Source organism: Nocardia sp. NPDC056611 (assembly GCF_042792755.1).
Classification (GTDB): Bacteria; Actinomycetota; Actinomycetes; order Mycobacteriales; family Mycobacteriaceae; genus Nocardia.
In genome coordinates this window covers 686105-712758 of the sequence record NZ_JBHTVV010000002.1, presented here as the reverse complement: position 1 = coordinate 712758, position 26654 = coordinate 686105, and the positions used below count along the sequence as shown (strand labels likewise).

The window sequence follows — 26654 nt, the reverse complement described above, 5'->3', positions numbered from 1 at the left end:
CAACCGAAGCAGTTATCCACATTTCGCGACGGCACGGCCCACGCGGGCCGCGGACGCGAGAACCTCGAAGCATGAATTCGACGGCGATGCTGGTGCTCACGGTGTGGTGCGCGGCCCTGAGCGCCTTCGATGCGCGGGAGCGCCGGCTGCCCGACACCCTCACGCTGCCCGGGGCGACGGTGATCCTCGGCTACGGATTCGCCGTGGGCACACCCGGATTGGCGGTGCTGGGCGGGCTGATGCTCGCATTCCCCTACCTGGTCGTGCACCTGTGCTGCCCGGCCGCCCTCGGCGCGGGGGACGTGAAGCTCGCGCTGGGCCTGGGCGCGGCGACCGCCCTGGGCGGTGCCCAGACCTGGTCGTGGGCCGCGCTCGCGGCCCCGATGCTGACCGCCTGCGTCGCGGTGGGAACGCTCATGACGCCCGCCGTCGGCACCCGCCTCCCGCTCGCCCCGGCCCCAGCGTGGTGGCCGGGCGGCAGGAGGCCGTGGTCCCCCGCCGCGACACTCGCGCACGGGCCCGCCATGTGCGCGGCGAGCGTGGCGGCGTTGCTGGCCGGGCGCTGACATCGGGCGTCGCGCGGGCCGTGTGTCCGGGCACCTCGGTATTCATGAAAGGATGTCACTCGTGTTGCGCTGGATAACTGCCGGAGAATCCCATGGTCCTGCTCTCGTCACCATCCTCGAGGGGATGGTGGCCGGTGTCGAGGTGACCTCCGCCGAGATCGGCGCGCAGCTGGCCCGGCGTCGACTCGGGTACGGGCGTGGCGCGCGGATGAAGTTCGAGGCCGACGTGGTGACCATGGTCGGCGGCGTGCGGCACGGCCGCACCATGGGCGGACCGGTCGCCATCGAGGTGGCGAACTCGGAGTGGCCCAAGTGGACCCAGGTCATGGCCTCGGACCCCGTCGATCAGGCCGAGCTGGCCGAGCTGGCGCGCAATGCGCCGCTGACCCGTCCGCGTCCCGGCCATGCCGACTACTCGGGCATGCTCAAGTACGGCTTCGACGACGCCCGCAATGTGCTGGAGCGCGCCAGCGCCCGGGAGACCGCGGCTCGCGTCGCGGCCGGCACGGTCGCCAAGAACTTCCTGCGTCAGGCGCTCGGGGTCGAGGTCATCTCGCACGTGGTGTCGATCGGCGCGGCCGCCAACACCACCGGTGTGGTGCCGACCGCCGCGGATCTGGACGCCATCGACGAGTCGCCGGTGCGGGCGTTCGACAAGGACGCCGAGGCCGCCATGATCGCCGAGATCGAGGCGGCCAAGAAGGACGGCGACACCCTCGGCGGTGTGGTCGAGGTCGTCATCGAGGGCCTGCCGGTCGGTCTGGGCTCGTTCACCTCCGGTGAGGCGCGCCTGGACTCGCGGCTGGCGGCCGCCCTCATGGGCATTCAGGCCATCAAGGGCGTCGAGGTCGGCGACGGTTTCGAGACCGCGCGCCGGCGCGGCAGCCAGGCCCACGACGAGATGCGCCCGGGACCCGACGGCGTGCTGCGCTCCACCAACCGGGCCGGCGGCCTGGAGGGCGGCATGACCAATGGCGAGGCGCTGCGGGTGCGCGCGGCCATGAAGCCGATCTCGACGGTGCCGCGCGCGCTGTCGACGGTGGACATGACCTCCGGCGAGGAGGCGGTGGCCATTCACCAGCGCTCCGACGTGTGCGCGGTCCCCGCGGCCGGTGTGGTCGCCGAGGCCATGGTGGCGCTGGTGGTGGCGCAGGCGGTGCTGGAGAAGTTCGGCGGCGACTCGCTGCCCGAGACCATCGACAACATCCACGCCTACCTGAAGCGGATCAACGCCCGCCCGCACATTCCGGGCAACGCCGGGCAGTGACCACCGAGGACAGTGCGGCGCCGGGCGAAACCGACCGGCCCGCACCGAATGTCGTCTTGGTCGGCCCGCCGGGTGCGGGCAAATCGACCATCGGGCGCAAGCTGGCCCGTGAGCTCGGCGTGGAGCTGTACGACACCGACGCCGGAATCGAGGAGCGCACCGGGCGCACGATTCCGGAGATCTTCGCCACCGACGGCGAGCCGGAGTTCCGGCGCATCGAGGAAGAGGTCGTCCGCGACGCCGTCCTCGCCGGACACGGCGTGGTGTCGCTGGGCGGCGGCTCGGTGCTCTCGGCGGCGACGCGCGAACTGCTGCGCGACCGCACGGTCATCTACCTGGAGATCAGTGTCGGCGAGGGCCTGCGCCGCACCGGCGCGAGCACCAATCGCCCGCTGCTCAACGGCGACGACCCGGCGAAGAAGTACCGCGAACTCATGAAGACCCGCCGCCCCCTCTACCGCGAGGTGGCGAGCGTGCGGGTACGCACCGACGGCCGCAGCCCCGGCCGCGTCGTCCGCATGATCCTGGCCAAACTCGGTATCGAGCCGGTCGAGCGCCCCGAGGATCCGGCCACCGACACCACGCCCGCCGAGCCCGCGGCGTCCTCCCGCTCCCGCGCGCGCCGCAAACGCCGCCGGGGCGGCAAGAGCCGCGGCGAGAACCCCGCGACGGGACCCGAAACGACCACCGCCACCGCCGATTCCAGCGCTCCCGAGCGCAATGGCCGCGGCCCCGGCGGCCGGTCCGAGGACCCCGCCGACGGATCCGACACCACGAAACGTGGTCGCCGCAACCGCCGTTCGCGCCGCCGGGGCGGCCGGGTCGCCGAATCCGGTACGCCCGCCGCGGTTTCCACGGCCGCACCGGCCACCGAACCGGGGTCCGCTGTCCCGGAGCGTCCGGCCGGCGGACGGCGTCGCCGCGCCGCACGCGCGGCCGGTGCGCCCTCGAACTCCATCACCGGCGGCCAGAGTTCATCCCAGGCAGCGTCGTCACCGGCGTCCGAGACCACCGCAGCCGCCGCGCGCCCGGACACTCCCACCGCGCAACCGGGTTCGGACCGGGCCTCCGGCACCGTGGCGGCGCCCGGTAGCGGCCGGTCCCGCCGCGCCCGCGCCAGACGGGCACGCGCGCGGGCGCGCGCCGAGCACAGCGCAGATCAATCCGCACAAGCAGAATCGGAGCAGCAAGCATGAGCGAGCCGACTCGCATCGAGGTTCGTACCGCGGACCCGTACCCGGTGATCATCGGGCGGGGCCTGCTCGGGGATCTGGTCGAGGAGGTGACCGGGCGATCCGCGGTGCGGACCGTCGCGATCTTCTACCAGCCGCCGCTGGCCGAGACCGCCGAGGTGGTGCGCAAGGCCCTCGTGGACAAGGGGATCGACGCGCACCGGGTGGAGATCCCGGACGCCGAGGCCGGTAAGGATCTGCAGGTCGCCGGGTTCTGCTGGGAGGTGCTCGGGCGGATCGGGCTGACCCGCAAGGACCTGATCGTGAGTCTCGGCGGCGGCGCGGCCACCGACCTGGCCGGGTTCGTGGCCGCCACCTGGATGCGCGGCGTCGACATCGTGCACGTCCCGACCACGCTGCTCGCCATGGTGGACGCCGCGGTCGGCGGCAAGACCGGCATCAACACCGAGGCGGGCAAGAACCTGGTCGGCTGCTTCCACGAACCCGCCGCGGTCATGGTGGACCTGGCCACGCTGGAGACGGTGCCGCGCAACGAGATCGTGGCGGGCATGGCCGAGATCATCAAGGCCGGTTTCATCGCCGACCCGGTGATCCTGGAACTGGTCGAACGCGACCCGCAGGCCGCCCTGGACCCGACCGGCGACGTGCTGCCCGAGCTGGTGCGCCGCGCCATCCAGGTCAAGGCCACGGTGGTGGCCGCCGACCTGAAGGAATCGGATCTGCGCGAGATCCTCAACTACGGCCACACCCTGGGCCACGCGATCGAGCGCCGCGAGCGCTACCGGTGGCGGCACGGCGCGGCCGTCTCGGTCGGCCTGGTCTTCGCCGCCGAGCTGGGCCGCCTGGCCGGGCGCCTCGACGACGAGACCGCCGATCGGCACAAGGCGATCCTGGAGAGCATCGGCCTGCCCACCACCTACGACGCCGACGCGCTGTCGCAGCTGATGGACGCCATGCAGACCGACAAGAAGACCCGCTCGGGCGTGCTGCGCTTCGTGGTGCTCGACGGCCTGGCCAAGCCGGGCCGGCTGGAGGGGCCGGACCCGAGCCTGCTGGCCGCGGCCTACTCGGCCATCGCCCGCGAGGACGGCCCGACCGGCGGAGCCATCCTGCTGTAGGACCCGGCGGTAGTCACGACAACGCCCGTCGCCGGGAATCGGCGGCGGGCATCGTCGTCTCCGGGCCGGTCAGCCGCCCTGCAAACGGATCTCCGAATCCAGCAGCGCCGCGTACTCGACCAGTGCCAATTCCTGCGGATCCGAGCCCAGCCGAGCCAGCACCTGGGACCGGTCGATCAGCCTCAAGCCCGGCGCGTCGGCGCCTGTGGCTACCTGCGTGCGGCCTTCGGCCAGCACCAGACATGCATCGGGGTCGTCTGCGGCCAACAGTCTCCGCAGATCAAGAGCGGTGACAGTATCCATAGCCTCATTCTGCCCCCACGATGCCATCGCGGATCCGGCAACTCCTCGGCCTCGCGGCGCCCGGGTGCACCGTGCCGCGACTGCCCATACGAAAAACCCCGCGCCACAAGGGATGTGGCGCGGGGTCGAGTTCAGCGGGAGCGTCAGGCGTTGACCGGCTCCTGGGTCGGCGCGGCGGGGGCCGACTTCTTGCCCTCGCGGCCGACCAGCCAGCGGCCGAGCACCACGCCGAGCATGCTCGGGATGAAGATCAGCAGCACGATGAACGCGGCGGCCGAGGTGACGTTGAAGACCAGGCCCTGGTCGCCGAGATCGAAGCCCGGGACGAAGTCGAGGATCCAGGCCACCAGCTGGGAGCCCACACCCGCGGCCAGCGCCGCCTTCAGCCAGCGCATGGTGAGGTCGGTCCCGTGCTCGGGATCCGGGTTGGCGCGCCGGTCGGCGCGGCCGTCCAGCAGGCCCCACATCACCACGGCGCCGACCAGGACGATCAGAGCCAGGATGCGCATCCACACACCCGCGGTCGGCCAGTACCGCATGCCCACCCCGAGCAGCGTCTCCAGCACAACGGTCAGCGCCCCCAAGCCCACGGCGCGCAACACCCACGCATTCATGTGATCACCTTAACCCGCGCGGCCGTCCGGCCGAACCGAATGAACTGAAACTTGTTACAGAACCATAGCCGACCGGGCCGTCAGCACCCATCCGGGGCCGACACGCTGCGGCGGTCGAGCCGAGCCGGCGGGATCACTCCCGCAGCGCCGCCGCCATCTCCGCGCGCGGAGCGGGCTTGCCGGTGAACTGCTCGACCTGGCCGTAGGCCTGGTTCAGCAGCATCTCCAGGCCGCTCACCACGGTGTGGCCCGCCCGTTCCACCGCCGCGGCGAGCGGGGTGGGCCACGGGTTGTAGATGGCGTCGAGCACCACCGGCGCCGCGGCCACCGAATCCGCCACGGCCGCCGCCGCTTCCGCGGGCACGGTGCTGACGACGGCGTCGACGTCGGAGCAGACGAACAGCAGGCCCTCGGGGTCGAAGCCGAGAATCTCGGCCGACATGCCCAATTGCTCTGCCAGCCCCAGGGTTTCGGCGGCGCGGCCGCGGTCGCGAGCCACGATGGTGACCGTGTGCGCGCCCAGATCGGCCAGCGCGAGCAGCGCGGGCCGGGCGGTGCCGCCCGCGCCGAGCACGAGGGCACGCGAGATCTCCCGCACGCCCGCGCCTTCCAGCGCACCGCGCACGCCGTCCACGTCGGTGCAGTCGGCGCGCCAGCCGGAGTCGGTGCGCACCAGCGTGTTCGCCGATCCGACCAGCTCCGCGCGCTCGGTGCGCTCGTCGGCGTACCCGAGCGCGGCGACCTTGCCGGGCATGGTGACCGACAGACCCACCCATTCGGGGCCGAGTCCGTCGACCAGCCCGGGCAGCTGCTCGCCGGTGCACTCGATGCGCTCGTAGCTCCAGTCCAGGCCCAGCGCCCGGTAGGCGGCCAGATGCAGTTGCGGCGAACGGGAGTGGGCGATCGGGCTGCCGAGCACGGCGGCCCTGCGCTTACCGTCCACTGTCGAGAATTCCACTCTGCCTGGCCTTTTCGATATTGCGCAGGTGCTCGTTGTAGTTCTCGGTGAACAACGTGGTGCCCTGCTTGTCGATGGTGACGAAGTACAGCCACGGGCCGGGCGCGGGATTCTCCATGGCACGCATGGCCTCCAGCGACGGCGCCGAGATCGGCGTCGCGGGCAGTCCGGGCATGGCGTAGGTGTTCCACGGGGTCTTGTGCGCGCGGTCGGAGTCGGTGGTGGCGACCTCGGTCTTGTCGAGCGCGTAGTTGACGGTGGAGTCGAACTGCAGCGGCTGCTGCACGGCGAGCCGGTTCACGATGACCCGCGCCACCTTCGACATGTCCTGGGGCAGCGCCTCACGCTCCACCAGCGACGCCGCGATGAGCGTGTCGTAGGCGCTCAGACCGTTCGCCGCACCGGACTGCATGAGCCCGGAGGCCTCGTAGCTGCGTGCGCTCGCGGCAACCAGTTGCTTGAGGATGTCCTGCGCGCCCGCGGTGGGATCGAAATCCAGGGTGCCACCGGCGATCAGGCCCTCGAGCTGGCGGGAGCGGTCCGGCACGGTCTTGACGCGTTCCAGCGCCCAGGTCGGAACCCCCAGCGCCATCGGATCACTCGTGGACCCGGCCTGGTCGAGCTGCTCGTACGTGACGCACTTGGCGGCGCTACCGGTGCCGACGCAGCTGGCCTCGGCGATCTTGCGGTAGATGCCGTCCTTGCGGGCGCCGGTGTTGACGTCGCTGGAGTCGTGCAGCTGGCGGCCCTCGGAGATGACCACATTGCCGACCCGGGCGTCCTTGCTGAACAGCGCGGTCACCGCTTCGGCGCCCTTGCTGTGGCTGGGGATGGCGTAGTAGCCGGGCTGGATGGAGTTCATGTTGGTATTGCGCACGGCCGCTTCGTAGAACGCGCCGCTGCTGGCCACCACACCCTTGTCGGCCATGGTGTCCGCGATCTGGGTGGCGGTGTCGCCGGGCTTGATCTGGATGATCGCCAGCGGGCCCTGGGGTCCGGAGAAGTCCTCGGGACCGCTCAGCTTGCCCAGGAACTTCCAGCCCGCGAAGCCGACCGCGCCGACGAACAGGACCGCGAACACGCCCGCGATGACGAACAGGTTGCGGCGACGGCGCTTGCGCTCGGCGGCTTTCCGCGACGCCATCCGGGAACGCTTGGGCCGCTGGCCCCGGCCACCGCCCGCTTTCGCACCCGCACGGCCGGGCCGCTCGGTGCGGCGACCGCGGTCGGCCCGTCCGCGCTCGGTGCGCTGGGGAGCGCTGCGGCGCGGGGGTTCGGGGTCGAGCGGGGCGTTGCCGTCGAATTCCTCGCCCGCGTAGGGCTCACCCTCGTAGAGCTCGTCCTCGTAGCGCGGGATGACGGTGGTGTCGTCCTCGTAATCGTCCGCCTCGGACCAATCGAGATCGTCGCGGCGATAACGCCGTTCGGCGTTCTGCCGGTAGCGTTCCTCGGCCCGCGTCCAGCGGTCGGTCATGCGTCCTCACCACGCGGCTTCAATAGGGCACTCCGTTCGTCCAACCATCCTTGCAGGATCGACACGGCGGCGGCCTGATCGATGACCTGCCGCTGCCCGCGTGCGCGAACTCCACTGTCTCGCAACGCACGTGCAGCAGACACCGTAGTCAACCGTTCGTCGGAAAGTCGCACCGGCACGGGCGCGATGAGGTTCCGCAAACGTCCCGCGAAGGTGGCCGCCAGCTTAGCCGACGCGCCGCTTTCTCCGCGTAAGGTGCGCGGCAAGCCGACGATCACCTCGACCGCCTCGTACTCCCGCACAATCTCGGCAATTCTGGACAGGTCGGGCGCGAGTGTTCCGGGCGCGACCTTCTTGGCCTTCGGCACGGTTTCGACCGGGGTGGCGAGCAGACCGTCGGGATCGCTGGAGGCGACACCGATCCGGACCGATCCCACGTCGATGCCGATGCGGCGGCCACGCCCCGGATCGGCCTCGACGCTGGGCCGCTCGGACGCGAAGCCGCGCCCGTCCGCGGACACCCCGGACGCCTCGGTGGGCGTCCGGGCAAATCCGGAGGAATCTCCCGAATCGGTCCGCGATGTGGCCGGCTCCGGCCGTGCTGTCCCCGGCTCCGGCCGCGATGTGTCGGAGTCGTCCATCTACCCGGCGAGCTCGGCGACCCGCGACCGCAGGGCGGCCAGACCCGCCTCGATGCCCGACGGATCGGAGCCGGCGCCCTGCGCCATCTCCGGCTTGCCGCCACCGCGGCCCGAGATCGCGGGACCGAAGGCGGACACCAGGTCCCCGGCCTTGATGCCGAGATCCTGGGCGGCCTTGGTGACCGCGGCCACGAACGGCACCTTGCCGTCGGCATTGCCGAGCAGCACCACGATGGCGGGCTCGGAACCGAAGCGGCCCTTGATGTCCTGCACCAGGGTGCGCAGATCGCCCGCGCCCACCCCGGCCGGGGCGGCGGCCGCGACCAGCAGCACCTTGCCGACCCGCTGCGCCTGCTCCACGAAGGTGCCGGCGCTGGACAGCACCGCGGCCATCTTGGTGCGCTCGAGCTCCTTCTCGGCGACCTTGAGCCGCTCGACCAGCTGCTCGACGCGGCCCGGCACCTCTTCCGAGGGCACCTTCAGCGAGGAGGCGAGACCGGCCAGCAGCGCGCGCTCCTTGGCCAGGTACTTGTACGAGTCCAGGCCGACGAAGGCCTCGACGCGGCGCACACCGGAACCGACCGACGACTCACCGAGCACGGTGATCGGGCCGATCTGCGAGGAGTGCGCCACGTGGGTGCCACCGCACAGCTCCATGGAGAACGGTCCGCCGATCTCCACCACGCGCACCTCGTCGCCGTAGTTCTCGCCGAACAGCGCCATGGCGCCCATCTTCTTGGCGGAGGTCAGGTCGGTGACGAAGGTGTTGACCGGGAAGTCGTCGCCGACCGCGCTGTTGGAGACCGCCTCGATGTCGGCCTTCTGCTGCTCGGTCAGCGCGCCCTGCCAGTTGAAGTCGAAACGCAGGTAGCCGGGCTTGTTGAGCGAGCCGGCCTGAACGGCGTTGGGGCCCAGCACCTGTCGCAGCGCGGCGTGCACCATGTGGGTGCCGGAGTGGCCCTGGGTGGCGCCGTGCCGCCAGGTCGGGTCGACCTGCGCCAGCACGGTGTCGCCCTCGGTGAGCTGACCGGCCTCGATGGTGGACTTGTGCACCCACACCTTCTTGGCGATCTTCTGCACGTCGTTGACCGTCACCTTGAGCCCGTGCGAGGAGCTCAGCGAGCCGCGGTCGGCGATCTGGCCGCCGGCCTCGGCGTAGAGCGGGCTGCGGTCCAGGATCACCTCGACGTCCTGCCCGGCCTGGGCGACCGGGACCCGGACGCCGTCCTTGATCAGGGCGAGCACGGTGGCCTCGGTGGCCAGTTCGTCGAAGCCGGTGAACTCGGTCGCGCCGCGGTCCACGAACTCCTTGTAGACGGTGAGGTCGGCGTGCGCGTGCTTACGCGAGAGCGCGTCCTCCTTGGCCCGCTTGCGCTGCTCGGCCATGAGCGAGCGGAAGCCCTCCTCGTCGACCTGCAGGCCGGCCTCGGCGGCCATCTCCAGGGTCAGGTCGATCGGGAAACCGTAGGTGTCGTGCAGGGTGAAGGCGTCGGTGCCGCTGATCTTCTTGCTGCCCTTGGTCTTCACCTCGTCGACGGTCTCGTCGAACAGCTTGGTGCCGGTGCTCAGGGTCTTGAGGAAGGCGGCCTCCTCACCGACGGCGACGTTCTCGATGCGCTGGAAGTCGGTGAGCAGCTCGGGGTAGGACGGCGACATGAGGTCGGCGACGACCTTGATGAACTCGCCCATCACCGGCTGATCGGCGCCCAGCAGGCGGGCCGAGCGCACGATGCGGCGCAGCAGGCGGCGCAGCACGTAGCCGCGGCCGTCGTTACCGGGGTTGACGCCGTCGCCGATCAGCATGGCGGCGGTGCGGGCGTGGTCGGCGATGACGCGGAAGCGGACGTCGTCGGCGTGCTCGACACCGTAGGAGCGGCCGGTCAGCTCCTCGGCCTTGTCGATGATCGGGCGCAGCAGGTCGGTCTCGTAGACGTTGTCGACGCCCTGCAGCAGGAACGCGACGCGCTCGATGCCCATGCCGGTGTCGATGTTCTTCTTGGGCAGCGGGCCCAGGATCTCGAAGTCGTCCTTGCCGCGTCCCTCGCCACGCTCGTTCTGCATGAACACGAGGTTCCAGATCTCGAGGTAGCGGTCCTCGTCGGCCTCGGGGCCGCCCTCGACGCCGTACTCGGGGCCACGGTCGAAGTAGATCTCCGAGCACGGGCCGCAGGGGCCGGGGATACCCATGGACCAGTAGTTGTCGGCCATGCCGCGGCGCTGGATGCGCTCGTCCGGGACGCCCAGCTCACGCCAGATCTGCTCGGCCTCGTCGTCGTCGAGATAGACGGTGACCCACAGCTTTTCGGGGTCGAAACCGTAACCGCCGTCCTCGACCGGGCCGGTCAGCAGCGACCAGGCCAGTTCCATGGCGCCGCGCTTGAAGTAGGCGCCGAAGGAGAAGTTGCCCGCCATCTGGAAGAAGGTGTTGTGGCGGGTGGTGACGCCGACGTTCTCGATGTCGCCGGTGCGCACGCACTTCTGCACGCTGGTCGCGGTGTCGAAGGGCGGGGTCTGCTGACCGAGGAAGTACGGCACGAACTGGACCATGCCCGCGTTCACGAACAGCAGGTTGGGGTCGGCCAGGATCAGCGAGGCACTGGGTACCTCGGTGTGTCCGGCCTTTACGAAATGCTCCAGGAAGCGCCGTCGAATCTCGTGGGTCTGCACAGGTATCCAGCCTACCGTTCCCAGTCCAGGGAGTTTCCACCCACCACCGGGCGATAGCTACCATCGCCCGGGTGACTGTGATCCCCGACCCATCCCAGCGCTTCCCGCTCCCCCACGCGCACCGGACCGTCTTCCTGAAACCCCACGTCACCTCGCCGAACATCGAGGTCGGCGACTACAGCTACTTCGACGATCCGGTGGCGGCGACGGCCTTCGAGACCGACAACGTGCTGTACGCGTTCGGGCCCGAGAAGTTGATCATCGGCAAATACTGCGCCATCGCGAGCAACACCCGGTTCATCATGGCCGGGGCCAACCACCCCACCGCGGGCGTCTCGACCTTCCCGTTCACGATCTTCGGCGGCACCTGGGCCGAGGAGACCATGGACATCATCACCTCGATCCCGTCCCGGGGCGACACCGTGGTCGGCAACGACGTGTGGTTCGGCTACAACAGCCTGATCATGCCGGGGGTGCGGATCGGCGACGGCGCGATCATCGCCACCGGGGCGGTCGTCACCGCCGACGTGCCGCCGTACACGATCGTCGGCGGCAATCCGGCGCAGGTGGTGAAGCAGCGCTTCAGCGACGAGGAGGTGGCCATGCTGCTGCGGGCGTCCTGGTGGAACTGGCCGATCGAACTGATCACCGAGCACGTGCGCGACATCATGGGCGGCGCCCCCGCCGAGATCGAACGGATCGCCTGCCACCACGATCTGCTCATGGACTGAGACGACCCGCTCATGGACTGACCTGCGGCGCAGACGTATTCGGGACGCGTCGCACGACCGTTTGTGGCATCCACTGCAATTCGGCGCGCGACGCATACTCGCCCGGGGCGCTATCTGCCCCGGACGATGCGGCGGAGCTTGGTCACGCGCGGGCCGACTTCGCGTTCGTAGCCGTGGTCGGTCGGGTGGTAGTAGTCGGTGCCGACCAGTTCGTCCGGCGGATACTGCTGGCCCAGAACGCCATCCGGGTGATCGTGCGGGTACTTGTACCCCTGGGCGTTGCCGAGCGCGGCCGCGCCCGCGTAGTGGCCGTCACGCAGGTGCGGGGGCACCGCCCCCGCCTTGCCCGCGCGCACGTCGGCCATGGCCGCCCCGATGCCCTTGACCACCGACCCCGATTTCGGGGCGGTGGCGATGTGAATCGTGGCCTGGGTCAAGGCCAATTGCGCCTCGGGCATACCGACCAGCTGGACCACCTGGGCGGCGGCGACCGCGGTCTGCAACGCGGTGGGGTCGGCCATGCCGACCTCCTCGCTGGCCTGGATCATCAAGCGGCGGGCGATGAATCGCGGATCCTCACCGGCGCTGATCATGCGGGCCAGGTAGTGCAGCGCGGCGTCCACGTCCGAACCGCGCAGCGATTTGATGAACGCGCTGATCACGTCGTAGTGCTGATCGCCGGAGCGGTCGTAGCGCACCGCGGCCTTGTCGACGCTGGCCTCCACCAGTTCCACGCCGACGGTGCCGTCGAGGGAGGATTCGGCGGAGGCTTCGAGGGCGGTCAGCGAGCGCCGCGCGTCACCGCCGGCGATTCGCACGATATGGTCGAGGGCCTCGTCGGTGACCGTGTACTCCCCCGCCAGCCCGCGCGGATCGGCGATGGCACGGGTCAGCACCTGACGGATCTCGGCCTCGGTCAACGACTGCAGTTGCAGCACCAGCGACCGCGACAGCAGCGGCGACACCACGGAGAACGACGGATTCTCGGTGGTCGCCGCGACCAACAGCACGATCCGGTTCTCCACCGCCGCCAACAGTGCGTCCTGCTGAGTCTTGGAGAATCGGTGCACCTCGTCGATGAACAGCACGGTCTGCTCGCCGACGGTGAGCCGCCGCCGCGCCAGATCGATGACCGCGCGCACTTCCTTCACGCCCGCCGACAACGCCGACAACGCCTCGAACCGGCGGCCGGTGGCCTGCGAGAGCAGCGAGGCGAGAGTGGTCTTGCCGGTGCCGGGCGGACCGTACAGCAGCACCGACGCCGCGCCCGACCCCTCGATCAACCGGCGCAGCGGCGAGCCGGGACCGAGCAGATGCTGCTGACCCACGACCTCATCGAGGGTGCGCGGACGCATGCGCACGGCCAGCGGCGCGAACCGGTCGTCGCCACTGGGAATGCGCGCCGCGCTCGCGTCGAAGTCGTCGGCCACGGCCTGCGCGCCCGGCGCATCGAAGAGCCCATCACTCACCCGCACGACCCTACCGACCGGCTCCGACACAATCCCCGGCCCACGGCACCCGCGCGGACGAGGTCCGGAAGAACGGGAGGATCGGTCCTCGTCGTGCAAGGCGGAGGACTACTCCTCCCAGCGCTCCTCGAGGGTGGCCGAGACGTGCTCGGCGAAGTCGCCGAGGGTGTCGTCGCCGGTGCAGCGGGCGTCCTCGGCGAGGGCGGCCCAGCGGTTGATCAGCGCGGCCGACCGCGGAATCGACAGGCCGTGCTCGCGGGCGGCGGCGATGCGGGCGTGGTCGGCGGGCAGGAACCAGTAGGTGGACAGCCACACCCAGATGAGCCGGGCCTCGAGGATGCGTTCGGCGAGCACGGCGTCGTCGGCCAGCGCCGGCCAGACCGCCACCACCTCCGACCGCCACGCCTCCACCATCTGGCGGGCGCGTTCGCGGGAGAGCTCGACATCGCACAGGCAGCCCGGGAACGAGACCAGCGCGTAGGCGATGTCGAGGGTGGCGTCGCGGAACCCGCCCCACTCGTAGTCGAGGAAGCGGGCGCCCTCGTCATTGAGGATGACATTGTCCGGGCACAGGTCCGAGGGGCTGAAGGCGCGGTAGCGTCCGGCCGAGAACAGGCGGTTGCCGCGCACGATGCGTTCGGCGATCTCGCCGGGCACCTCGATGCCGAGTTCGCGCTGCAGCATGACCGGCACCTCGGCGACCGCGGACTCGGCCTGCTGGGCGATGCCGTCCACCCGATGCACCACATCGACGCGGCGGAGCAGCGCGACGAAGTCGGCTTCGCGGCCGACGGTCGCGGCGTGCATGCGGCCCAGCGCCTGCGCGAACGCCATGAGCGCGTTGCGTTTGTTGGGCTCGACACCGGACTGCAGGACCGCGGTGAGCGACAGGTTCTCGCCGAGATCGCTGAGAATGAGCAGGCGGCCGGGCAGGCTGTAGCCCAATAAGTAGGCGCCGGGGCGATGGTCGCGACCGAGGGCGGTGGTGAATTGATACGACACCGCCTCGCGGAGGAATGCGGAATCGATGCTGGCGACACCCGGCGCCATGCCGCCGGTACGTCGCTCCGACGCCGGACCCGCTACCTGCTTCACAATGAGTGTGCGAGGGAGCGAGAAGGCGTTCTCCGCTACGCGGACACGTAGGACCGTCGTCCTACCACTGCCGCTGAGCTCTATGGGGTCACTCAGCTTTACCGCAGCACCCATTCGCTTTGTGAGCAACTGTTGTGCCGCGGACACGACTTCGGCGGCGCGTTCGGCCAATAGTGCGGTCATCGGAACCCAAGGTACTCCCGCCAGGTCACTTTCAGCGAGCGGTTGCACAACCTTTCGCGCGTCGGACGGCGTGTCTTTGTGAAGGGTTTGCCCACGCGGCGCTGGTTGCTTGACACAACCAGCGGGGTCTAGTTGTCTCTTGGATCAACTGCTGTGCGCCACACCGTAAACCGGGAAATGTGAAAGGCTTGCGACCATGACTGGCACGCCGCCCTCAGCACCGTACGACCCCTCCGGCGACCGTCCCGTCGCCCGGGGCGGCGAACAGTACCCACCACACTCCGGACACCACCAAAACCCCGATCCCGCACCGGTTTCCGGCGCCGCCGAACCTGGCCCCGGGCCCGCCCGCCACCAGCTGCCCGGCCTCGCCGGGTACCCGCAGTTCGACGGACCCGGCGCGGCGCACTACGGCAGCGAGCCCGTGGAGCCCCCGCCCGCCTTGGTCCCGCAGCCGGGCGCGCCCCAAGGGCCTCCCAGCGTCGGCGGCGGCGTGCCGCAGCAGTTGCCGCCGGGCGCGATGGCGCCGGGCAATCCGCCTCCCCCGGGCGGCTTCCCGCCGGGCTCGACACCACCGCCCGCCGCGGGCCCCGACACCGAGCCCGTGCCGCAGCAGTCCTACAGTCCGCCGCGCGAGCGCCTCGATGTGGTCGGCGCCCTCACCTACGGGTGGGATCGGTTCCGGCTCAATCCCGTTCCGTGGGTGGGCATGGTGCTGATCGGCCTGATCGCCTGGCTGCTGGTCACCCTGCTGGTGAGAATCATTGACGTCCAGTCGCTGTCGGCGGTGGTGCTGCTGTTCGCGGTGGCGTCGCTGGTGGTGTGGCTGTTGCAGGCGGCCATGATCCGCGGCGCGCTCTACGAGACCGACGGCACCCCACCCGATTTCCCGGCCTTCTTCGGATTCGTGAACGCCGGCAATGTGCTCATCACCGCCCTCATCGTGTTCGCGGCGTGCTTCCTGGCCTCGATCCTGTGCCTGTTCCCGGCGGTGATCGTCGGGGTGCTGTGCATGTTCGCGCTACATTTCGTGATCGATCAGGACCAGAATCCGATCGCCGCGATCCAGTCGAGTGCGCGGCTGGTGATCGCGAATGCCCTGCACGTGTCGCTGCTGGCGCTGGCGGTGCTGCTGATGACGGTGGTCGGCACGCTGTTCTGCGGGCTGGGCCTGCTGATCGCCGGGCCGGTGACCGCGATCGCCACCACCTACGCCTACCGGACCCTCACCGGGCGGCTGGTCGTGTACTGACCGCCGCCCGACCTAGTCGGCAAACGACGACGCCGCGCTGCCCGGGCAGCGCGGCGTCGTCGTATTTCCGTGTCGAGGCTACTTGCCCTCGTCCTTGACCGGGTTGCCGTTCACGTCCAGCTTGGCGTTGAGGCCCGCTTCCTGACGCTGCTGCGGCGTGATCGGGGTCGGCGCGTCGGTCAGCGGGTCGACGCCGCCGCCCGACTTCGGGAACGCGATGACCTCACGGATCGAGTCCACCCCGGCCAGCAGCGCGGTGATGCGGTCCCAGCCGAAGGCGATGCCGCCCATGGGCGGGGCGCCGTAGGAGAAGGCGTCGAGCAGGAAGCCGAACTTCTCCTGCGCCTCCTCCTCACCGATGCCCATCACCTGGAACACCCGCTCCTGCACATCGCGGCGGTGGATACGGACCGAGCCGCCGCCGATCTCGTTGCCATTGCAGACGATGTCGTAGGCGTAGGCCAGCGCCGACGCCGGATCGGTGTCGAAGGTGGCCATGTGTTCGGGCTTGGGCGAGGTGAACGCGTGATGCACCGCGGTCCAGGCCGAATAGCCCAGGGCCACATCGCCGCTCGCGGTGGCGTCGGCGGTCGGCTCGAACATCGGGGCGTCCACGATCCAGACGAAGGCCCAGGCGTTCTCGTCGATGAGACCGCACTTGCGGGCGATCTCGCCGCGCGCCGCGCCCAGCAGCGCCCGGCTCGACTTCTGCTCACCGGCGGCGAAGAAGACACAGTCGCCCGGCTCGGCGCCGACCTGCTTGGCCAGGCCCTCGCGCTCGGCGTCGGTCAGGTTCTTGGCGACCGGGCCGCCGAGGGTGCCGTCCTCGTTGAAGGTGATGTAGGCCAGGCCCTTGGCGCCGCGCTGCTTGGCCCATTCCTGCCAGGCGTCGAACTGGCGACGCGGCTGCGAGGCGCCGCCCGGCATGACCACCGCACCGACGTAGGGAGCCTGGAACACGCGGAAGGACGTGTCCTCGAAGTACTCCATCATCTCGGTGATCTCGACCTCGAAGCGCAGGTCGGGCTTGTCCGAGCCGTAGCGGCGCATGGCCTCGGCGTAGGTCATGTGCGGGATCGGGGTCGGGATCTCGTAGCCGACCAGCTTCCACAGCGCGGTCAGGATGTCCTCGGCGAGCAGGATGACGTCCTCCTGCTCGACGAAGCTCATCTCGATGTCGAGCTGGGTGAACTCCGGCTGACGGTCGGCGCGGAAGTCCTCGTCGCGGTAGCAGCGCGCGATCTGGAAGTAGCGCTCGATGCCGCCGACCATGAGCAGCTGCTTGAACAGCTGCGGCGACTGCGGCAGGGCGTAGAACTTGCCGGGCGCCAGGCGGGCCGGAACCAGGAAGTCGCGCGCGCCCTCCGGGGTGGAGCGGGTCATGGTCGGGGTCTCGACCTCGATGAAGGCGTGCTTGGCCAGCACCTCGCGGGCGGCGGAGTTCACCTTGGAGCGCAGGCGGATCGCGTGCGCCGGGCCCTCGCGACGCAGGTCCAGGTAGCGGTACTTGAGGCGGGCTTCCTCACCCGGCTCGTCGTCGAGCTGGAACGGCAGCGGCGCGGCCTCGTTGAGCACCTCGAGCGCGGTCACGTTGACCTCGATCGCGCCCGTCGGCAGGTTCGGGTTCTCGCTGCCTTCGGGACGGTTCTCGACCACGCCGGTGATCTTCACGACGAACTCGTTGCGCAGCTTGTGAGCGGCCTCCGCGGGCTCGCCTTCACGGAAGACGGCCTGGGCCACACCCGAAGCATCACGCAGATCGATGAAGATCACGCCACCGTGGTCTCGCCGCCGGGCCACCCAGCCGGTGAGGGTGACGGTCTGACCGGCGTGCTCGCTTCGCAGCGAACCAGCCAAGTGGGTGCGCAGCACGGGATTCCTTTCGACGGGACTCGAAGCACCGGTGCGGGTGACCAGGTGCAGACCCATCGTAGAGAGACACGTGGGGCGAGTGGAAACCGATATCCGCTCGCCCGTGTCAGAGTGATACGCATGACCTTCAACGAGGGCCTGCAAATCGACCCGAACCGGGTGAGCGGCGGCGGAGGACCCGGTCTGGGCGGCGGCCTGGCTCTCGGCGGTGGCGCGCTGGGCATCATCGCCCTGATCGCGTCCCTGCTGCTCGGCGGCGATCCGGGCAGCATTCTGGGCCAATTCACCGGCGCGGACTCGAACGCCAAGTCGGGCGCGGCCACAACCCCTGATCACTGCAAGACCGGCGCGGACGCGAACAAGTACGTGGACTGCCGTGTCATCGCCACCGTCCAGAGCCTGGACAATGTGTGGGGCACCGAGCTACCCAAGCAGACCGGCCGCAAATACGTCGCCCCGAAGGTGACGCTGTTCTCCGGCGCGGTGAACACCGCCTGCGGGCGCGCGTCCTCGGCGGTGGGCCCGTTCTACTGCCCCGCCGACCAGACCGCCTATTTCGACACCAGCTTCTTCCAGGAACTGGTCGACCGCTTCGGCTCCAGCGGCGGCCCCCTGGCCCAGGAGTACGTGGTCGCCCACGAGTTCGGCCACCACATCCAGAACCAGCTCGGCGACATCAACAAGGCCCAGCGCGACCCCAAGGGCCCGACCTCCGGCGCGGTCCGCACCGAGCTGCAGGCCGACTGCTACGCCGGCGTCTGGGCCGCGTACGCCGACAAGCTGCCCGCCCCCGGCGGCGGCCAGCCCTTCCTGAAGCCGCTGACCGACAACGACATTCGCGACGCGCTCTCCGCCGCCTCCGCCGTCGGCGACGACCGCATCCAGAAGGCCTCCACCGGCCGCGTCAACCCCGAAGCCTGGACCCACGGTTCCTCGGTGGAACGCCAGAAGTGGTTCCTCACCGGCTACAAGACCGGCCAGGTCAAGGCCTGCGACACCTACTCCGCCCAGGATCTCGGCAACCCGCCCGCCCTGCGCTGACCCCGCCAGACCAGAGGTCCCCGTCCGAATCGGCCGGGGACCTCGTCATTTCCACACCTGTCCGATCCCACCTCCCGGGCGCTACCCAACGGCGGGGTGGCCGAACCCAACCGGTGTCCCTCCGATCCCGCCGAGCACCCACCGGGTATTCGACCGATGGCACCCACGGCGGGCGCAGGTCGCGGCCCCTCGATGGCGGTCGTCCGAGGTCGGTGTGCCAGTGGGCCACTCGATGGACCGGCCCGACGCGACCGCGGGGCACCTCGCCACGGGCGAATTCGGGCGAATTCCGCGAGCCGTGACTCCTTCCGGTGCGGCGTCGGCGTGGCGCTCCGCGCCGGGATGGGCGCGGGGCAACAATCTGCGGGCGGCGGGTGCACGCTCGCCTGGGAACTTCGGAGGATGCGATGGGAACGGCAGGGGTGGCGGGACAACTCGGCGGGGCGGGAATCGCGGTTCGGCGGCGAGGGTGGCTGGCCGCGCTGACCGCGGCGGCGTGTGCGGTGTTACTCACGGGCGCGGGCGGATTCGCGGGAGTGCGGCCGGCGGCGGCCGCTCCCCCGGCGCTGTTCACGCTGACCGCCCTGCCCGCGGGCTGGCAGACCCGGACCGATCTGCGGCCCGCACTCGAGGTACAGCCGGACGGGCACGCGGTGAAGCGGTCCGATCCCACCGCGGAGCCGGTGAACGGGACGGTGCCCGCCGATGTTCTGACCGCGGCGGCGACCGAGATGAAGGCGCTGGTCACCGTCGATATGGGGACCCCGGAGGCCACCGACAAAGGCACTTCGATCATCGATTACATGCCTGAGCACCGCGACCAGGATCTGCATCTGATCGTGTACGCGCCCGAGATCACCGACGGCCTCAGTGACGAGCAGAAGGCGTCCCGCAAGCGCTTCGACGATCTGTTCCAGCGCCTGCTGAACGCCTTCGCTCCGGCCTGAAAACTCAGCCGACCGTCCAGGTTTCGTTGCCGGTGAGCAACTCCTGCAAGGAGTTCGGGCTCACCGGTTTGCGTTCGACGGCGGTGCCGAGCTGGGCGCGGACGCCGTCGTCGTAGGTGGGGCGGGTGATGCTGCGGAAGACGCCGGTCACCACGTGGGTGAGGTCCTGGTCGGACAGCCGCGACAGTGCGTAGGCGTATTCGGGCTGGTCGGTGTAGGCGTCGTGCACCACGATGTCGGATTCGGCGACGTTGTCGGCGCGCGCCACCTTCAGACCGAAACCGTCACGGACCACGGCGAATTCATTGTCCGCGCCGAAGCGGATGGGCTGCCCGTGCCGCAGCCGGACCAGATGTGATTCGGCGTTCTCGCGGCGCAGCGCGTCGAAGGAGCCGTCGTTGAAGATCGGGCAGTCCTGCAGGATCTCCACGAACGCGGTGCCGCGGTGTTCGGCGGCGGCCCGCAGCACCTCGGTGAGCCCGGCCCGGTCGGAGTCCAGGGCCCGGGCCGCGAAGGTGGCTTCCGCGCCCAGCGCCACCGACAGCGTGTTGAACGGATGGTCGATGGAGCCCATCGGGGTGGACTTGGTGACCTTGCCGGTCTCCGAGGTCGGCGAGTACTGACCCTTGGTGAGGCCGTAGATCCGGTTGTTGAACAACAGGATCGTCATGTTCACATTGCGCCGCAGCGCGTGGATGAGGTGATTGCCGCCGATGGAGAGCGCGTCACCGTCGCCGGTCACCACCCAGACCGACAGGTCGGGCCGGGTGACCGCCATCCCGGTGGCGATGGCCGGGGCGCGGCCGTGGATGGAGTGGATCCCGTACGCCTCCAGGTAGTACGGGAACCGGCTCGAGCAGCCGATCCCGGAGACGAACATCAGGTTCTCGCGCTCGAGACCCAGCTCGGCCAGGAAGCCGCGCACGGTGGCGAGGATGACGTAGTCGCCGCAGCCCGGGCACCAGCGCACCTCCTGATCGGAGGTGTAGTCCTTGGCCTTCTGCGGGCCCGCCGCCCGCGGCACCCCGGACAGTCCGGTGAGGCCCAGATCGGTTCCCACGAGCAGGTTTTCGACAATGGTCATCACTTGCTCCCTGGGGTGCGGTAGGTCGCGCGCGCCCGTGCGGCGAAGGCCTTGTCCTGCTCCATCTCCGCGATGGAGCCGTCCAGGGCCGCGTCGATGACGCCGACCAGTTCCTGTGCTTGGAAGGCGGTGCCGGCCACCTTGGTCCACGGCTGCACGTCGACCAGGTAGCGGGCGCGCAGCAGCATGGCCAGCTGGCCGCCGTTCATCTCCGGGCAGACCACGGTGCGGTAGCGGCGCAGCACCGCACCGAGGTTGGGCGGGAAGGGATTCAGATGCCGCAGGTGCGCCTGCGCCACCGGCACCCCGCGCCGCCGTGCCCGCCGGCAGGCCTCGCCGATCGGACCGTAGGAGCTGCCCCACCCGATGAGCAGCAGTTCGGCGTGGCCGCCGGGATCGTCGACCACCAGGTCGGGCACCGCGATGCCGTCGATCTTGGCCTGCCGCAATCGCACCATGAGTTCGTGATTGGCCGGTTCGTAGGAGATATTGCCGCTGCCGTCGGCCTTCTCGAGCCCGCCGATGCGGTGCGCGCGGCCCGCGGTGCCGGGCACCGCCAGCGGCCGGGCCAGCGTCTCGGGATCACGCGCGTAGGGCTGGAACGAATCGTCCTGCGCGCCCGCGGGTTCGAAGGCCGGGTCGATCGGGGCGAGCTGCTCGACCCGCGGAATCGCCCACGGCTCGGAGCCATTGGCGATCGATCCGTCCGACAGCAGCAGCACCGGTGTCCGGTAGGTGAGGGCGATACGGGCGGCCTCCACGGCGGCGTCGAAGCAGTCCGCGGGCGAGCGCGGCGCGACCACGGGCACCGGGGATTCGCCATTGCGCCCGTAGAGCGCCTGCAGCAGATCCGCTTGTTCGGTCTTGGTGGGCAGACCGGTGGACGGGCCGCCGCGCTGCACGTCGATGATCACCAGCGGCAGTTCGGTCATGACGGCCAGGCCGATGGTCTCGCTCTTGAGCGCCAGCCCGGGACCGGACGTACTGGTCACCCCGAGCGCCCCGCCCAGCGAGGCGCCCAGGGCCGCGCCGATTCCGGCGATCTCGTCCTCGGCCTGGAAGGTGGTCACGCCGAAGTTCTTGTGCTTGCTCAGTTCGTGGAGGATGTCCGAGGCCGGGGTGATCGGGTAGGTGCCGAGGAAGACCGGCAGCCCGGACAGCTGCCCGGCGGTGACGATGCCGTAGGCGAGCGCAGTATTGCCGGTGATCTGCCGGTAGGTGCCGGCCGGGAGCGTCGCGGGGGCCACCTCGTAGGTGGTGGCGAACGCCTCGGTGGTTTCGCCGTAATTCCATCCTGCCCGGAATGCGAGGATATTTGCTTCGGCGATATCGGGGGTGGCGGCGAATTTCTCCCGCATGAACTGTTCGGTGCCGCCGATCGGCCGCCCGTACATCCAGGACAGCAAGCCGAGCGCGAACATATTCTTCGCGCGCTGCCCATCCTTTTTACCCACACCGGTCGGTTCGGTTGCGCCGAGCGTCAAGGATGTCATCGGCACCCGGTGCACCACGAAATCGGTCAAGGTGTCATCGGTGAGCGGATCCCCGGCGTACCCGACCTTGGCCAGGGCGCGTTTGGTGAATTCGTCCGTATTGACGATCACCGTCGCCCCGCGCGCCAAATCCTCCAGATTCGCCTTCAGCGCAGCGGGATTCATCGCGACCAGCACATCGGGCTGGTCACCGGCGGTCAGGATGTCGTAGTCCGCGATCTGGATCTGAAACGACGACACGCCGGGCAGCGTGCCCTGGGGTGCGCGGATCTCGGCGGGGAAATTCGGTTGGGTGGCAAGATCATTGCCGAATGCGGCGGCCTCGTGCGTGAACCGGTCACCGGTGAGCTGCATGCCGTCACCGGAGTCGCCCGCGAAGCGGATGACGACCCGTTCCAGTTTCTCGACCGCCAATTTCCCTGTGCCGGCCCCATTTCCGGTCACCACAGAGTCGTCGTCATGCTGCGAAACCATGCGCGTGCATCACTTCCCTCGTCAGATGTGAGGTACCAACGCCAAACTACTCCGCAATATTCGCGACACACCCGTGAAGCGCAATGGTTTCGATCAAAAGAACCGCCGTCAGGCGAACAACGCCAACTGCGGGTCGGGCGTGTGCGATTCGACGGCGCGAACCTCGGGCTCGGCCGGTCGATCACGGTTCAAACGGTGTTTCTCCAGCAGCGGCTCGATGCGGCCGCGTAGCCACGCAGAATACTCCGGTGTCACCGAAGTTCCACGACCATACAGCTGCCGGTAGCGGCGCAGCAGCGCCGGGTGAGCCTCGGCCAGCCAGGCCAGGAACCAGCCGCGGGTGGAACCGCGTAGATGCATGGGGAACGCCGTGACCCGGGCCGCCCCGGCCTCGGCGATGGCGGCGAAGAGCGCGTCCAGATGCGCCTGGGAGTCGGTCAGATACGGAATAACCGGGGCTACCATGACATTCACGGCGAATCCGGCATCCGACAGGGCGCGCACCAGTTCCAGCCGCGCCCGCGGCGACGGCGTGCCGGGCTCGAGCCCGCGATGCAGTTCCTCGTCCAGGATGGCGATCGACACCGCGAGCTCCACCGGCACCTGACCGGCGGCCTCGACCAGCAGCGGCAGATCCCGCCGCAGCAGGGTGCCCTTGGTGAGGATGGAGAATCCGGTCCCGGATTCGGCGAGCGCGGTGATGATGCCCGGCATCAGCCGGTAGCGACCCTCGGCGCGCTGATACGGATCGGTATTGGTGCCCAGCGCGACGTGTTCGCGCCGCCAGGACCGCTTGTGCAGTTCACGCCGCAGGATCGGGACGACATTGGTCTTGACCACGATCTGGGAGTCGAAATCGGCGCCCGCGTCGAGATCGAGGTACTCGTGCGTGCCGCGGGCGAAGCAGTAGCGGCACGCGTGCGAGCACCCGCGCATGGGGTTGATGGTCCAGCTGAACGGGAGGGCGCCACTGTCGGGCACCCGGTTCAGCGCACTCTTGCAGAGCACCTCGTGGAACGTGATGCCCTCGAACTCGGGTGTCTGTACGCTGCGTACGAAACCCGCACGTTCGAGCCCGGGGAGCGCGCCGTCATCGGCGCCGAGGGTTTGCCTTTGCCAACGCACCACCCCAGTCGAACATGTGTTCTATCGAGTGTCAAGCAATCTTCTGCGTGTCGGCCTCGATCGGCCTGCCGTTGTAGAAGGCGACCAGGTCCCGGATGGTCTGCTCGGCGGGCCGCGGACGGTAGCCGAGTTCCTCGGTGGCCTTGGTGTGTTCGACGATCGGGGCGGCCAGCAACGCGCCCATGGCCGCCTTGGAGATGCGGTCGCTGCCGAACGCCTTGGCCACCGGCTCCATGACCGGCATGCAGGCGTTGATCACCTTGGCCGGGATAGCGAAGGCGGGCTTCATCTTCCCGTTGACCTCGGCGGCGGTGCGGGTGGCCTGGAACATGTCGGTGAAGTGGCCACCGAGCAGGTAGTTCTCGCCGGTGCGGCCGCGCTCGCCGGCCAGGACCAGGCCGGTGGCGACATCACGCACGTCGACCAGGTCGAAGCCGCCGCTGATCATGACCGGCACCCGGCCGCGCGCGGCGTCCCACAGCGTGGTGTTGATGCGCGAGGCGGTGTTGTCGATCGGGCCGTACACACCGGTCGGGTTGCAGATGACCGCGTCCAGGCCCTTGTCGATGACCGAGCGGAGCTCGATCTCGCCCTGCCACTTGGACCGGTCGTACACCGGCAGATCCGGGTCGATCGATCGCGGCGAGCGCTCGTTGATGACGCCGCCGCAGGAGTACTGGTTGAACGCGTGAATGGAGCTGGTGTGCACCATGCGGCGCGCGCCGACCTCGAGCGCGGCCTCGGCGACGACGCGCACACCCTCGGTGTTGACCCGCCAGGCGACATCGTTCTTGTGGGCCAGGGTGATCAGCGCGACCAGGTGGTAGACCACCTCGGCGCCGTCGAGCGCGGACCGCATCGAGACCGGATCCAGCACGTCACCGTTCACCCAGGTCACCCCGGGCTGGGTGGCACCGGCGACCCGGTCGATGGCGGTGACCTCGTGACCGCGATCGGTAAGCAGGCGAAGCAAATTGGTGCCAAGGAACCCGGCAGCGCCGGTGACTGCGACCTTCATGGTCAGAAGAATATAGAACTTGTTCTAATTTGCAAGAACGGTCACATCACGAGCGGGATGCGGACGGCGTCACAGTCGGATGGGGACGGCGTCATAGTGCCGACACGCCCGCCGGAGCCACGCGGCAGCGCCCACCCCTCGGCGTGGGCGCGAACGCCACGCCGGGCTGGACTCTCGACGGGATATATTCACCCTTCGCATGTCCATGACGCTTGGGGGGAGCTGATATGGCCGATCTCTCGGTCGACACCGGCGCGGTCCGCGCCTTCGCGGCGGCCCAGGAGGGCGTGGCCGCTGACATCGGCGCCCAGGGCGGCCTGGACACCGTCGCCCACGTCGCCGCCCTGACCCCGGTCTTCGGACTCATCGGCGCGGACTTCCTGGCCGGCTACGCCGTCGCCGAACTCCTGCACGACCGCGACATCAACGCCCTCTCCGGCCGCTTCGCCGAGCTCGGGCAGGCGGCCTGCGGTTCGGCAGCCACTTACGAGAGCGCCGACGCCGACGTCGCGGGCTGGCTCGGCGCGGTCGCCGGGCAGATCGGCGACAAGGCATGAGGCCGCTCGACTCCGGCGTCATCGGAGTCGCCGCGACCGGCTCGGACCTCGGCGCGATGGGAACGCAGCGCGCTGATGTCGCGCCCGGCCCGATTCCGGAGTTGCCGGTGGGCGTGCTGCCCGCCGATGCGTCGCCGCTCGAACCGCCCGCGTTCGTGCTCGCGCGCAAGCAGTCCGACCAGGGCGGCACGCCGGTCGCCGGTCCACCCGGCCCGATCCCCGGCTACGAGCCCGGGGCGGGAACCCTCGGCGGCACGGTCGAGCCTGCCCTCGATGGCGCGCACGGCGTGGTGGCGGGTGCGCAGGCCGCACTGGACGGGGTACCCGCCGCACTGAATGCCGCGCAGGCCGCGTTCGCACGGGCCGCCGCGAGTCCGGCCACCGCCCTGCCGCCGCTGCCCGCCGATCCGGTCGGCGATCTGATGGAGGGCCTGGCACTGCCCGCGATTCCGGGGCTGGACGCGCTGTTCGCGCCCTTCCTGCAGCTGCTGCGGGCGTTCGGCACCGGCGTGCTGGGCCGGCTGAATCCGACGACGCTGCTGAGCGCCGGGTCCACGGTCATCGAGTCCGCGGTGCGGGTCGGCGGCGGCGCGCTGACGGCGGTCGAATCCCTGTGGCAGGGCGAGGCTGCCCGGAGCGCGCAGGAGTCGGGCAGGCGGGCCGGGGATCACGGCCAGGAGACGGCCCAGCGCGGTGTCGAGCTGTCGGTGATCACGAATCAGGCCGTGGCGGTGGTGCGGTGCGGCAACGTGCAGCTCAGCGCCATCGCGCAGGCTTTCGCGACGGAGGCCGCCGCGCTGGCCCCGCTGATCCTGACCCCGCTCGGCCAGACCACGCTGCTTGCCTCGGCCACCCGGCATCTCGGGGAGGCCGTGACGGTCGTGAACACCGCACGCGGCGAGCTGTCGGTCTGCACAGCGCGGGTGCAGGGGCTGATCGGGCAGCTGGCCGGACCGGGCGGCGGCCCGAGTCCGGCGGAGGTCGCCCAGGCCCTCGCGCGGAATGTGGGCCGGCCGATCCTGGAGCAAGCCGAGGGATTGCTCGAAAGCGGCTGGCAGGCAGTGACTTCCGCGCCCAGTGGTCCGTCGACATTCGATCTCCCCAGCGGGCTGCCGGACACGTCGGCGGCCGGTGCCGGTGGCGGCCCCGGAAGTGGCGGCGGCGCGGGCGATCTCGGCGGCAGCCTGTCGCCGGCTCCCGGCGGACCGGGTTCGTCGATTCCGGGCGGCAAGGTCGCGGATCCCGCGAATCCGTTCGGCGCGGGCGCGGCCGCGGTCCCCGGTTTGGGCGGACCGGCCGGTTCGGGATTCTTGGGTTCTCCCGCCGCCGCGGGCGCGGGCAAGGGCGGCGCGGGCGACGCACCACACGGCCGGACGGTGCAGCCGCACCGAAGTCCCACGGCCGACAGCGAACTCACCGGCAATCTGGGCGCCTTCGCCCCGGGAGTCATCGGCGATGCCGAGGATCCGGCCGATGCTGCCGAGCCTATTCAGCTCTGAGACAACCCGATCA

Annotated in this window: 22 protein-coding genes and 1 pseudogene; 10 read left to right on the top strand and 13 right to left on the bottom strand. The window is 70.0% G+C overall.

Features of this window, described 5'->3' with window-relative positions; genetic code table 11:
• Positions 1 to 71: 71 nt before the first annotated feature.
• From ACFRAQ_RS11895 to aroB, 4 genes and pseudogenes are all read left to right on the top strand, one after another.
• Positions 72 to 566 carry a prepilin peptidase gene (locus ACFRAQ_RS11895; protein WP_379097753.1) on the top strand — a complete coding sequence of 165 codons (495 nt, stop codon included), beginning with the start codon at positions 72 to 74 and terminating at the stop codon, positions 564 to 566.
• A 52-nt stretch (positions 567 to 618) separates the two neighbouring features.
• Complete coding sequence (gene aroC / locus ACFRAQ_RS11890; protein ID WP_357286058.1) at positions 619 to 1833, top strand: chorismate synthase; 1215 nt, start codon at positions 619 to 621, stop codon at positions 1831 to 1833.
• Positions 1830 to 2369, top strand: a pseudogene (locus ACFRAQ_RS11885) (shikimate kinase); the annotation flags it as partial. The gene aroC and the pseudogene ACFRAQ_RS11885, both read left to right, overlap by 4 nt.
• 656 nt (positions 2370 to 3025) lie before the next feature.
• The gene (gene aroB, locus ACFRAQ_RS11880; RefSeq protein WP_357286055.1) at positions 3026 to 4144 is read left to right on the top strand and encodes a 3-dehydroquinate synthase; all 1119 of its coding nucleotides are present in this window, start codon (positions 3026 to 3028) and stop codon (positions 4142 to 4144) included.
• A gap of 69 nt (positions 4145 to 4213) precedes the next feature.
• Here the strand turns inward: aroB and ACFRAQ_RS11875 are convergent, their stop codons facing one another.
• From ACFRAQ_RS11875 to alaS, 6 genes are all read right to left on the bottom strand, one after another.
• Positions 4214 to 4447, bottom strand: a complete 234-nt coding sequence (locus ACFRAQ_RS11875; protein ID WP_357286052.1) for a hypothetical protein — start codon at positions 4445 to 4447, stop codon at positions 4214 to 4216.
• 143 nt (positions 4448 to 4590) lie between these two features.
• The gene (locus tag ACFRAQ_RS11870) at positions 4591 to 5061 is read right to left on the bottom strand and encodes a B-4DMT family transporter (RefSeq protein WP_379097748.1); all 471 of its coding nucleotides are present in this window, start codon (positions 5059 to 5061) and stop codon (positions 4591 to 4593) included.
• Positions 5062 to 5194: 133 nt separating this feature from the next.
• Positions 5195 to 6019, bottom strand: coding sequence for a shikimate dehydrogenase (locus ACFRAQ_RS11865; protein WP_379097745.1), 825 nt, complete (start codon positions 6017 to 6019; stop codon positions 5195 to 5197).
• Complete coding sequence (mltG, locus tag ACFRAQ_RS11860; protein ID WP_379097742.1) at positions 5994 to 7493, bottom strand: endolytic transglycosylase MltG; 1500 nt, start codon at positions 7491 to 7493, stop codon at positions 5994 to 5996. The genes ACFRAQ_RS11865 and mltG overlap by 26 nt, the downstream gene beginning before the upstream one ends.
• The gene (gene ruvX, locus ACFRAQ_RS11855; protein WP_357083428.1) at positions 7490 to 8014 is read right to left on the bottom strand and encodes a Holliday junction resolvase RuvX; all 525 of its coding nucleotides are present in this window, start codon (positions 8012 to 8014) and stop codon (positions 7490 to 7492) included. The genes mltG and ruvX overlap by 4 nt, the downstream gene beginning before the upstream one ends.
• A gap of 120 nt (positions 8015 to 8134) precedes the next feature.
• Positions 8135 to 10801, bottom strand: coding sequence for an alanine--tRNA ligase (gene alaS, locus ACFRAQ_RS11850; protein WP_379097739.1), 2667 nt, complete (start codon positions 10799 to 10801; stop codon positions 8135 to 8137).
• 77 nt (positions 10802 to 10878) lie between these two features.
• Between alaS and ACFRAQ_RS11845 the strand changes: the two genes are divergently transcribed.
• Entirely contained in the window at positions 10879 to 11532 is a 654-nt protein-coding gene (locus tag ACFRAQ_RS11845) for a CatB-related O-acetyltransferase (RefSeq protein WP_379100227.1), read from the top strand.
• A 110-nt stretch (positions 11533 to 11642) separates the two neighbouring features.
• Here ACFRAQ_RS11845 and ACFRAQ_RS11840 read toward each other — a convergent pair whose 3' ends face one another.
• Positions 11643 to 13001 (bottom strand): replication-associated recombination protein A, encoded by a 1359-nt coding sequence (locus ACFRAQ_RS11840; RefSeq protein ID WP_379097736.1) that lies wholly within the window; start codon positions 12999 to 13001, stop codon positions 11643 to 11645.
• A 108-nt stretch (positions 13002 to 13109) separates the two neighbouring features.
• Positions 13110 to 14279: a phosphotransferase family protein gene (locus ACFRAQ_RS11835; protein WP_379097733.1), complete on the bottom strand. Its 1170-nt coding sequence runs from the start codon at positions 14277 to 14279 to the stop codon at positions 13110 to 13112.
• A gap of 196 nt (positions 14280 to 14475) precedes the next feature.
• Here ACFRAQ_RS11835 and ACFRAQ_RS11830 point away from each other — a divergent pair, with 196 nt between their 5' ends.
• Positions 14476 to 15531: a hypothetical protein gene (locus tag ACFRAQ_RS11830; RefSeq protein ID WP_379097730.1), complete on the top strand. Its 1056-nt coding sequence runs from the start codon at positions 14476 to 14478 to the stop codon at positions 15529 to 15531.
• Positions 15532 to 15609: 78 nt separating this feature from the next.
• On the opposite strand, the gene aspS is transcribed toward ACFRAQ_RS11830, so the two are convergent.
• Positions 15610 to 17403 carry an aspartate--tRNA ligase gene (gene aspS, locus ACFRAQ_RS11825; protein ID WP_379100225.1) on the bottom strand — a complete coding sequence of 598 codons (1794 nt, stop codon included), beginning with the start codon at positions 17401 to 17403 and terminating at the stop codon, positions 15610 to 15612.
• A gap of 120 nt (positions 17404 to 17523) precedes the next feature.
• On the opposite strand from aspS, the gene ACFRAQ_RS11820 reads away from it, so the two are divergent.
• Together ACFRAQ_RS11820 and ACFRAQ_RS11815 are read left to right on the top strand one after the other, a co-directional pair.
• Positions 17524 to 18444: a neutral zinc metallopeptidase gene (locus tag ACFRAQ_RS11820; RefSeq protein ID WP_379097727.1), complete on the top strand. Its 921-nt coding sequence runs from the start codon at positions 17524 to 17526 to the stop codon at positions 18442 to 18444.
• Positions 18445 to 18851: 407 nt separating this feature from the next.
• On the top strand, positions 18852 to 19391 hold the full coding sequence (locus ACFRAQ_RS11815; RefSeq protein WP_379097724.1) for a hypothetical protein: 540 nt from the start codon (positions 18852 to 18854) through the stop codon (positions 19389 to 19391).
• Positions 19392 to 19395: 4 nt separating this feature from the next.
• Here the strand turns inward: ACFRAQ_RS11815 and ACFRAQ_RS11810 are convergent, their stop codons facing one another.
• The 4 genes from ACFRAQ_RS11810 to ACFRAQ_RS11795 all read right to left on the bottom strand — a co-directional run bounded on the left by ACFRAQ_RS11810 (position 19396) and on the right by ACFRAQ_RS11795 (position 24585).
• Positions 19396 to 20475 carry a 2-oxoacid:ferredoxin oxidoreductase subunit beta gene (locus ACFRAQ_RS11810; RefSeq protein ID WP_379097722.1) on the bottom strand — a complete coding sequence of 360 codons (1080 nt, stop codon included), beginning with the start codon at positions 20473 to 20475 and terminating at the stop codon, positions 19396 to 19398.
• Positions 20475 to 22442 carry a 2-oxoacid:acceptor oxidoreductase subunit alpha gene (locus tag ACFRAQ_RS11805; RefSeq protein ID WP_379097719.1) on the bottom strand — a complete coding sequence of 656 codons (1968 nt, stop codon included), beginning with the start codon at positions 22440 to 22442 and terminating at the stop codon, positions 20475 to 20477. The genes ACFRAQ_RS11810 and ACFRAQ_RS11805 overlap by 1 nt, the downstream gene beginning before the upstream one ends.
• A 108-nt stretch (positions 22443 to 22550) precedes the next feature.
• Positions 22551 to 23567: an Rv2578c family radical SAM protein gene (locus tag ACFRAQ_RS11800; protein WP_379097716.1), complete on the bottom strand. Its 1017-nt coding sequence runs from the start codon at positions 23565 to 23567 to the stop codon at positions 22551 to 22553.
• A 31-nt stretch (positions 23568 to 23598) separates the two neighbouring features.
• Positions 23599 to 24585: an NAD-dependent epimerase/dehydratase family protein gene (locus ACFRAQ_RS11795; protein ID WP_357288105.1), complete on the bottom strand. Its 987-nt coding sequence runs from the start codon at positions 24583 to 24585 to the stop codon at positions 23599 to 23601.
• Between the two features lie 227 nt (positions 24586 to 24812).
• On the opposite strand from ACFRAQ_RS11795, the gene ACFRAQ_RS11790 reads away from it, so the two are divergent.
• Both ACFRAQ_RS11790 and ACFRAQ_RS11785 read left to right on the top strand, forming a co-directional pair.
• Positions 24813 to 25142 carry a type VII secretion target gene (locus ACFRAQ_RS11790; protein WP_379097712.1) on the top strand — a complete coding sequence of 110 codons (330 nt, stop codon included), beginning with the start codon at positions 24813 to 24815 and terminating at the stop codon, positions 25140 to 25142.
• Positions 25139 to 26641 (top strand): hypothetical protein, encoded by a 1503-nt coding sequence (locus ACFRAQ_RS11785; protein ID WP_379097709.1) that lies wholly within the window; start codon positions 25139 to 25141, stop codon positions 26639 to 26641. The genes ACFRAQ_RS11790 and ACFRAQ_RS11785 overlap by 4 nt, the downstream gene beginning before the upstream one ends.
• Positions 26642 to 26654 lie beyond the last annotated feature (13 nt).

Coding starts and splice junctions, on each gene's coding strand:
- ACFRAQ_RS11895 (WP_379097753.1), top strand. CDS start 72: ATGAATTCGACGGCGATGCTGGTGCTCACGGTGTGGTGCGCGGCCCTG.
- aroC (WP_357286058.1), top strand. CDS start 619: ATGTCACTCGTGTTGCGCTGGATAACTGCCGGAGAATCCCATGGTCCT.
- aroB (WP_357286055.1), top strand. CDS start 3,026: ATGAGCGAGCCGACTCGCATCGAGGTTCGTACCGCGGACCCGTACCCG.
- ACFRAQ_RS11875 (WP_357286052.1), bottom strand. CDS start 4,447: ATGGATACTGTCACCGCTCTTGATCTGCGGAGACTGTTGGCCGCAGAC.
- ACFRAQ_RS11870 (WP_379097748.1), bottom strand. CDS start 5,061: ATGAATGCGTGGGTGTTGCGCGCCGTGGGCTTGGGGGCGCTGACCGTT.
- mltG (WP_379097742.1), bottom strand. CDS start 7,493: ATGACCGACCGCTGGACGCGGGCCGAGGAACGCTACCGGCAGAACGCC.
- ACFRAQ_RS11835 (WP_379097733.1), bottom strand. CDS start 14,279: ATGACCGCACTATTGGCCGAACGCGCCGCCGAAGTCGTGTCCGCGGCA.
- ACFRAQ_RS11830 (WP_379097730.1), top strand. CDS start 14,476: ATGACTGGCACGCCGCCCTCAGCACCGTACGACCCCTCCGGCGACCGT.
- ACFRAQ_RS11820 (WP_379097727.1), top strand. CDS start 17,524: ATGACCTTCAACGAGGGCCTGCAAATCGACCCGAACCGGGTGAGCGGC.
- ACFRAQ_RS11815 (WP_379097724.1), top strand. CDS start 18,852: ATGGGAACGGCAGGGGTGGCGGGACAACTCGGCGGGGCGGGAATCGCG.
- ACFRAQ_RS11810 (WP_379097722.1), bottom strand. CDS start 20,475: ATGACCATTGTCGAAAACCTGCTCGTGGGAACCGATCTGGGCCTCACC.
- ACFRAQ_RS11805 (WP_379097719.1), bottom strand. CDS start 22,442: ATGGTTTCGCAGCATGACGACGACTCTGTGGTGACCGGAAATGGGGCC.
- ACFRAQ_RS11795 (WP_357288105.1), bottom strand. CDS start 24,585: ATGAAGGTCGCAGTCACCGGCGCTGCCGGGTTCCTTGGCACCAATTTG.
- ACFRAQ_RS11790 (WP_379097712.1), top strand. CDS start 24,813: ATGGCCGATCTCTCGGTCGACACCGGCGCGGTCCGCGCCTTCGCGGCG.
- ACFRAQ_RS11785 (WP_379097709.1), top strand. CDS start 25,139: ATGAGGCCGCTCGACTCCGGCGTCATCGGAGTCGCCGCGACCGGCTCG.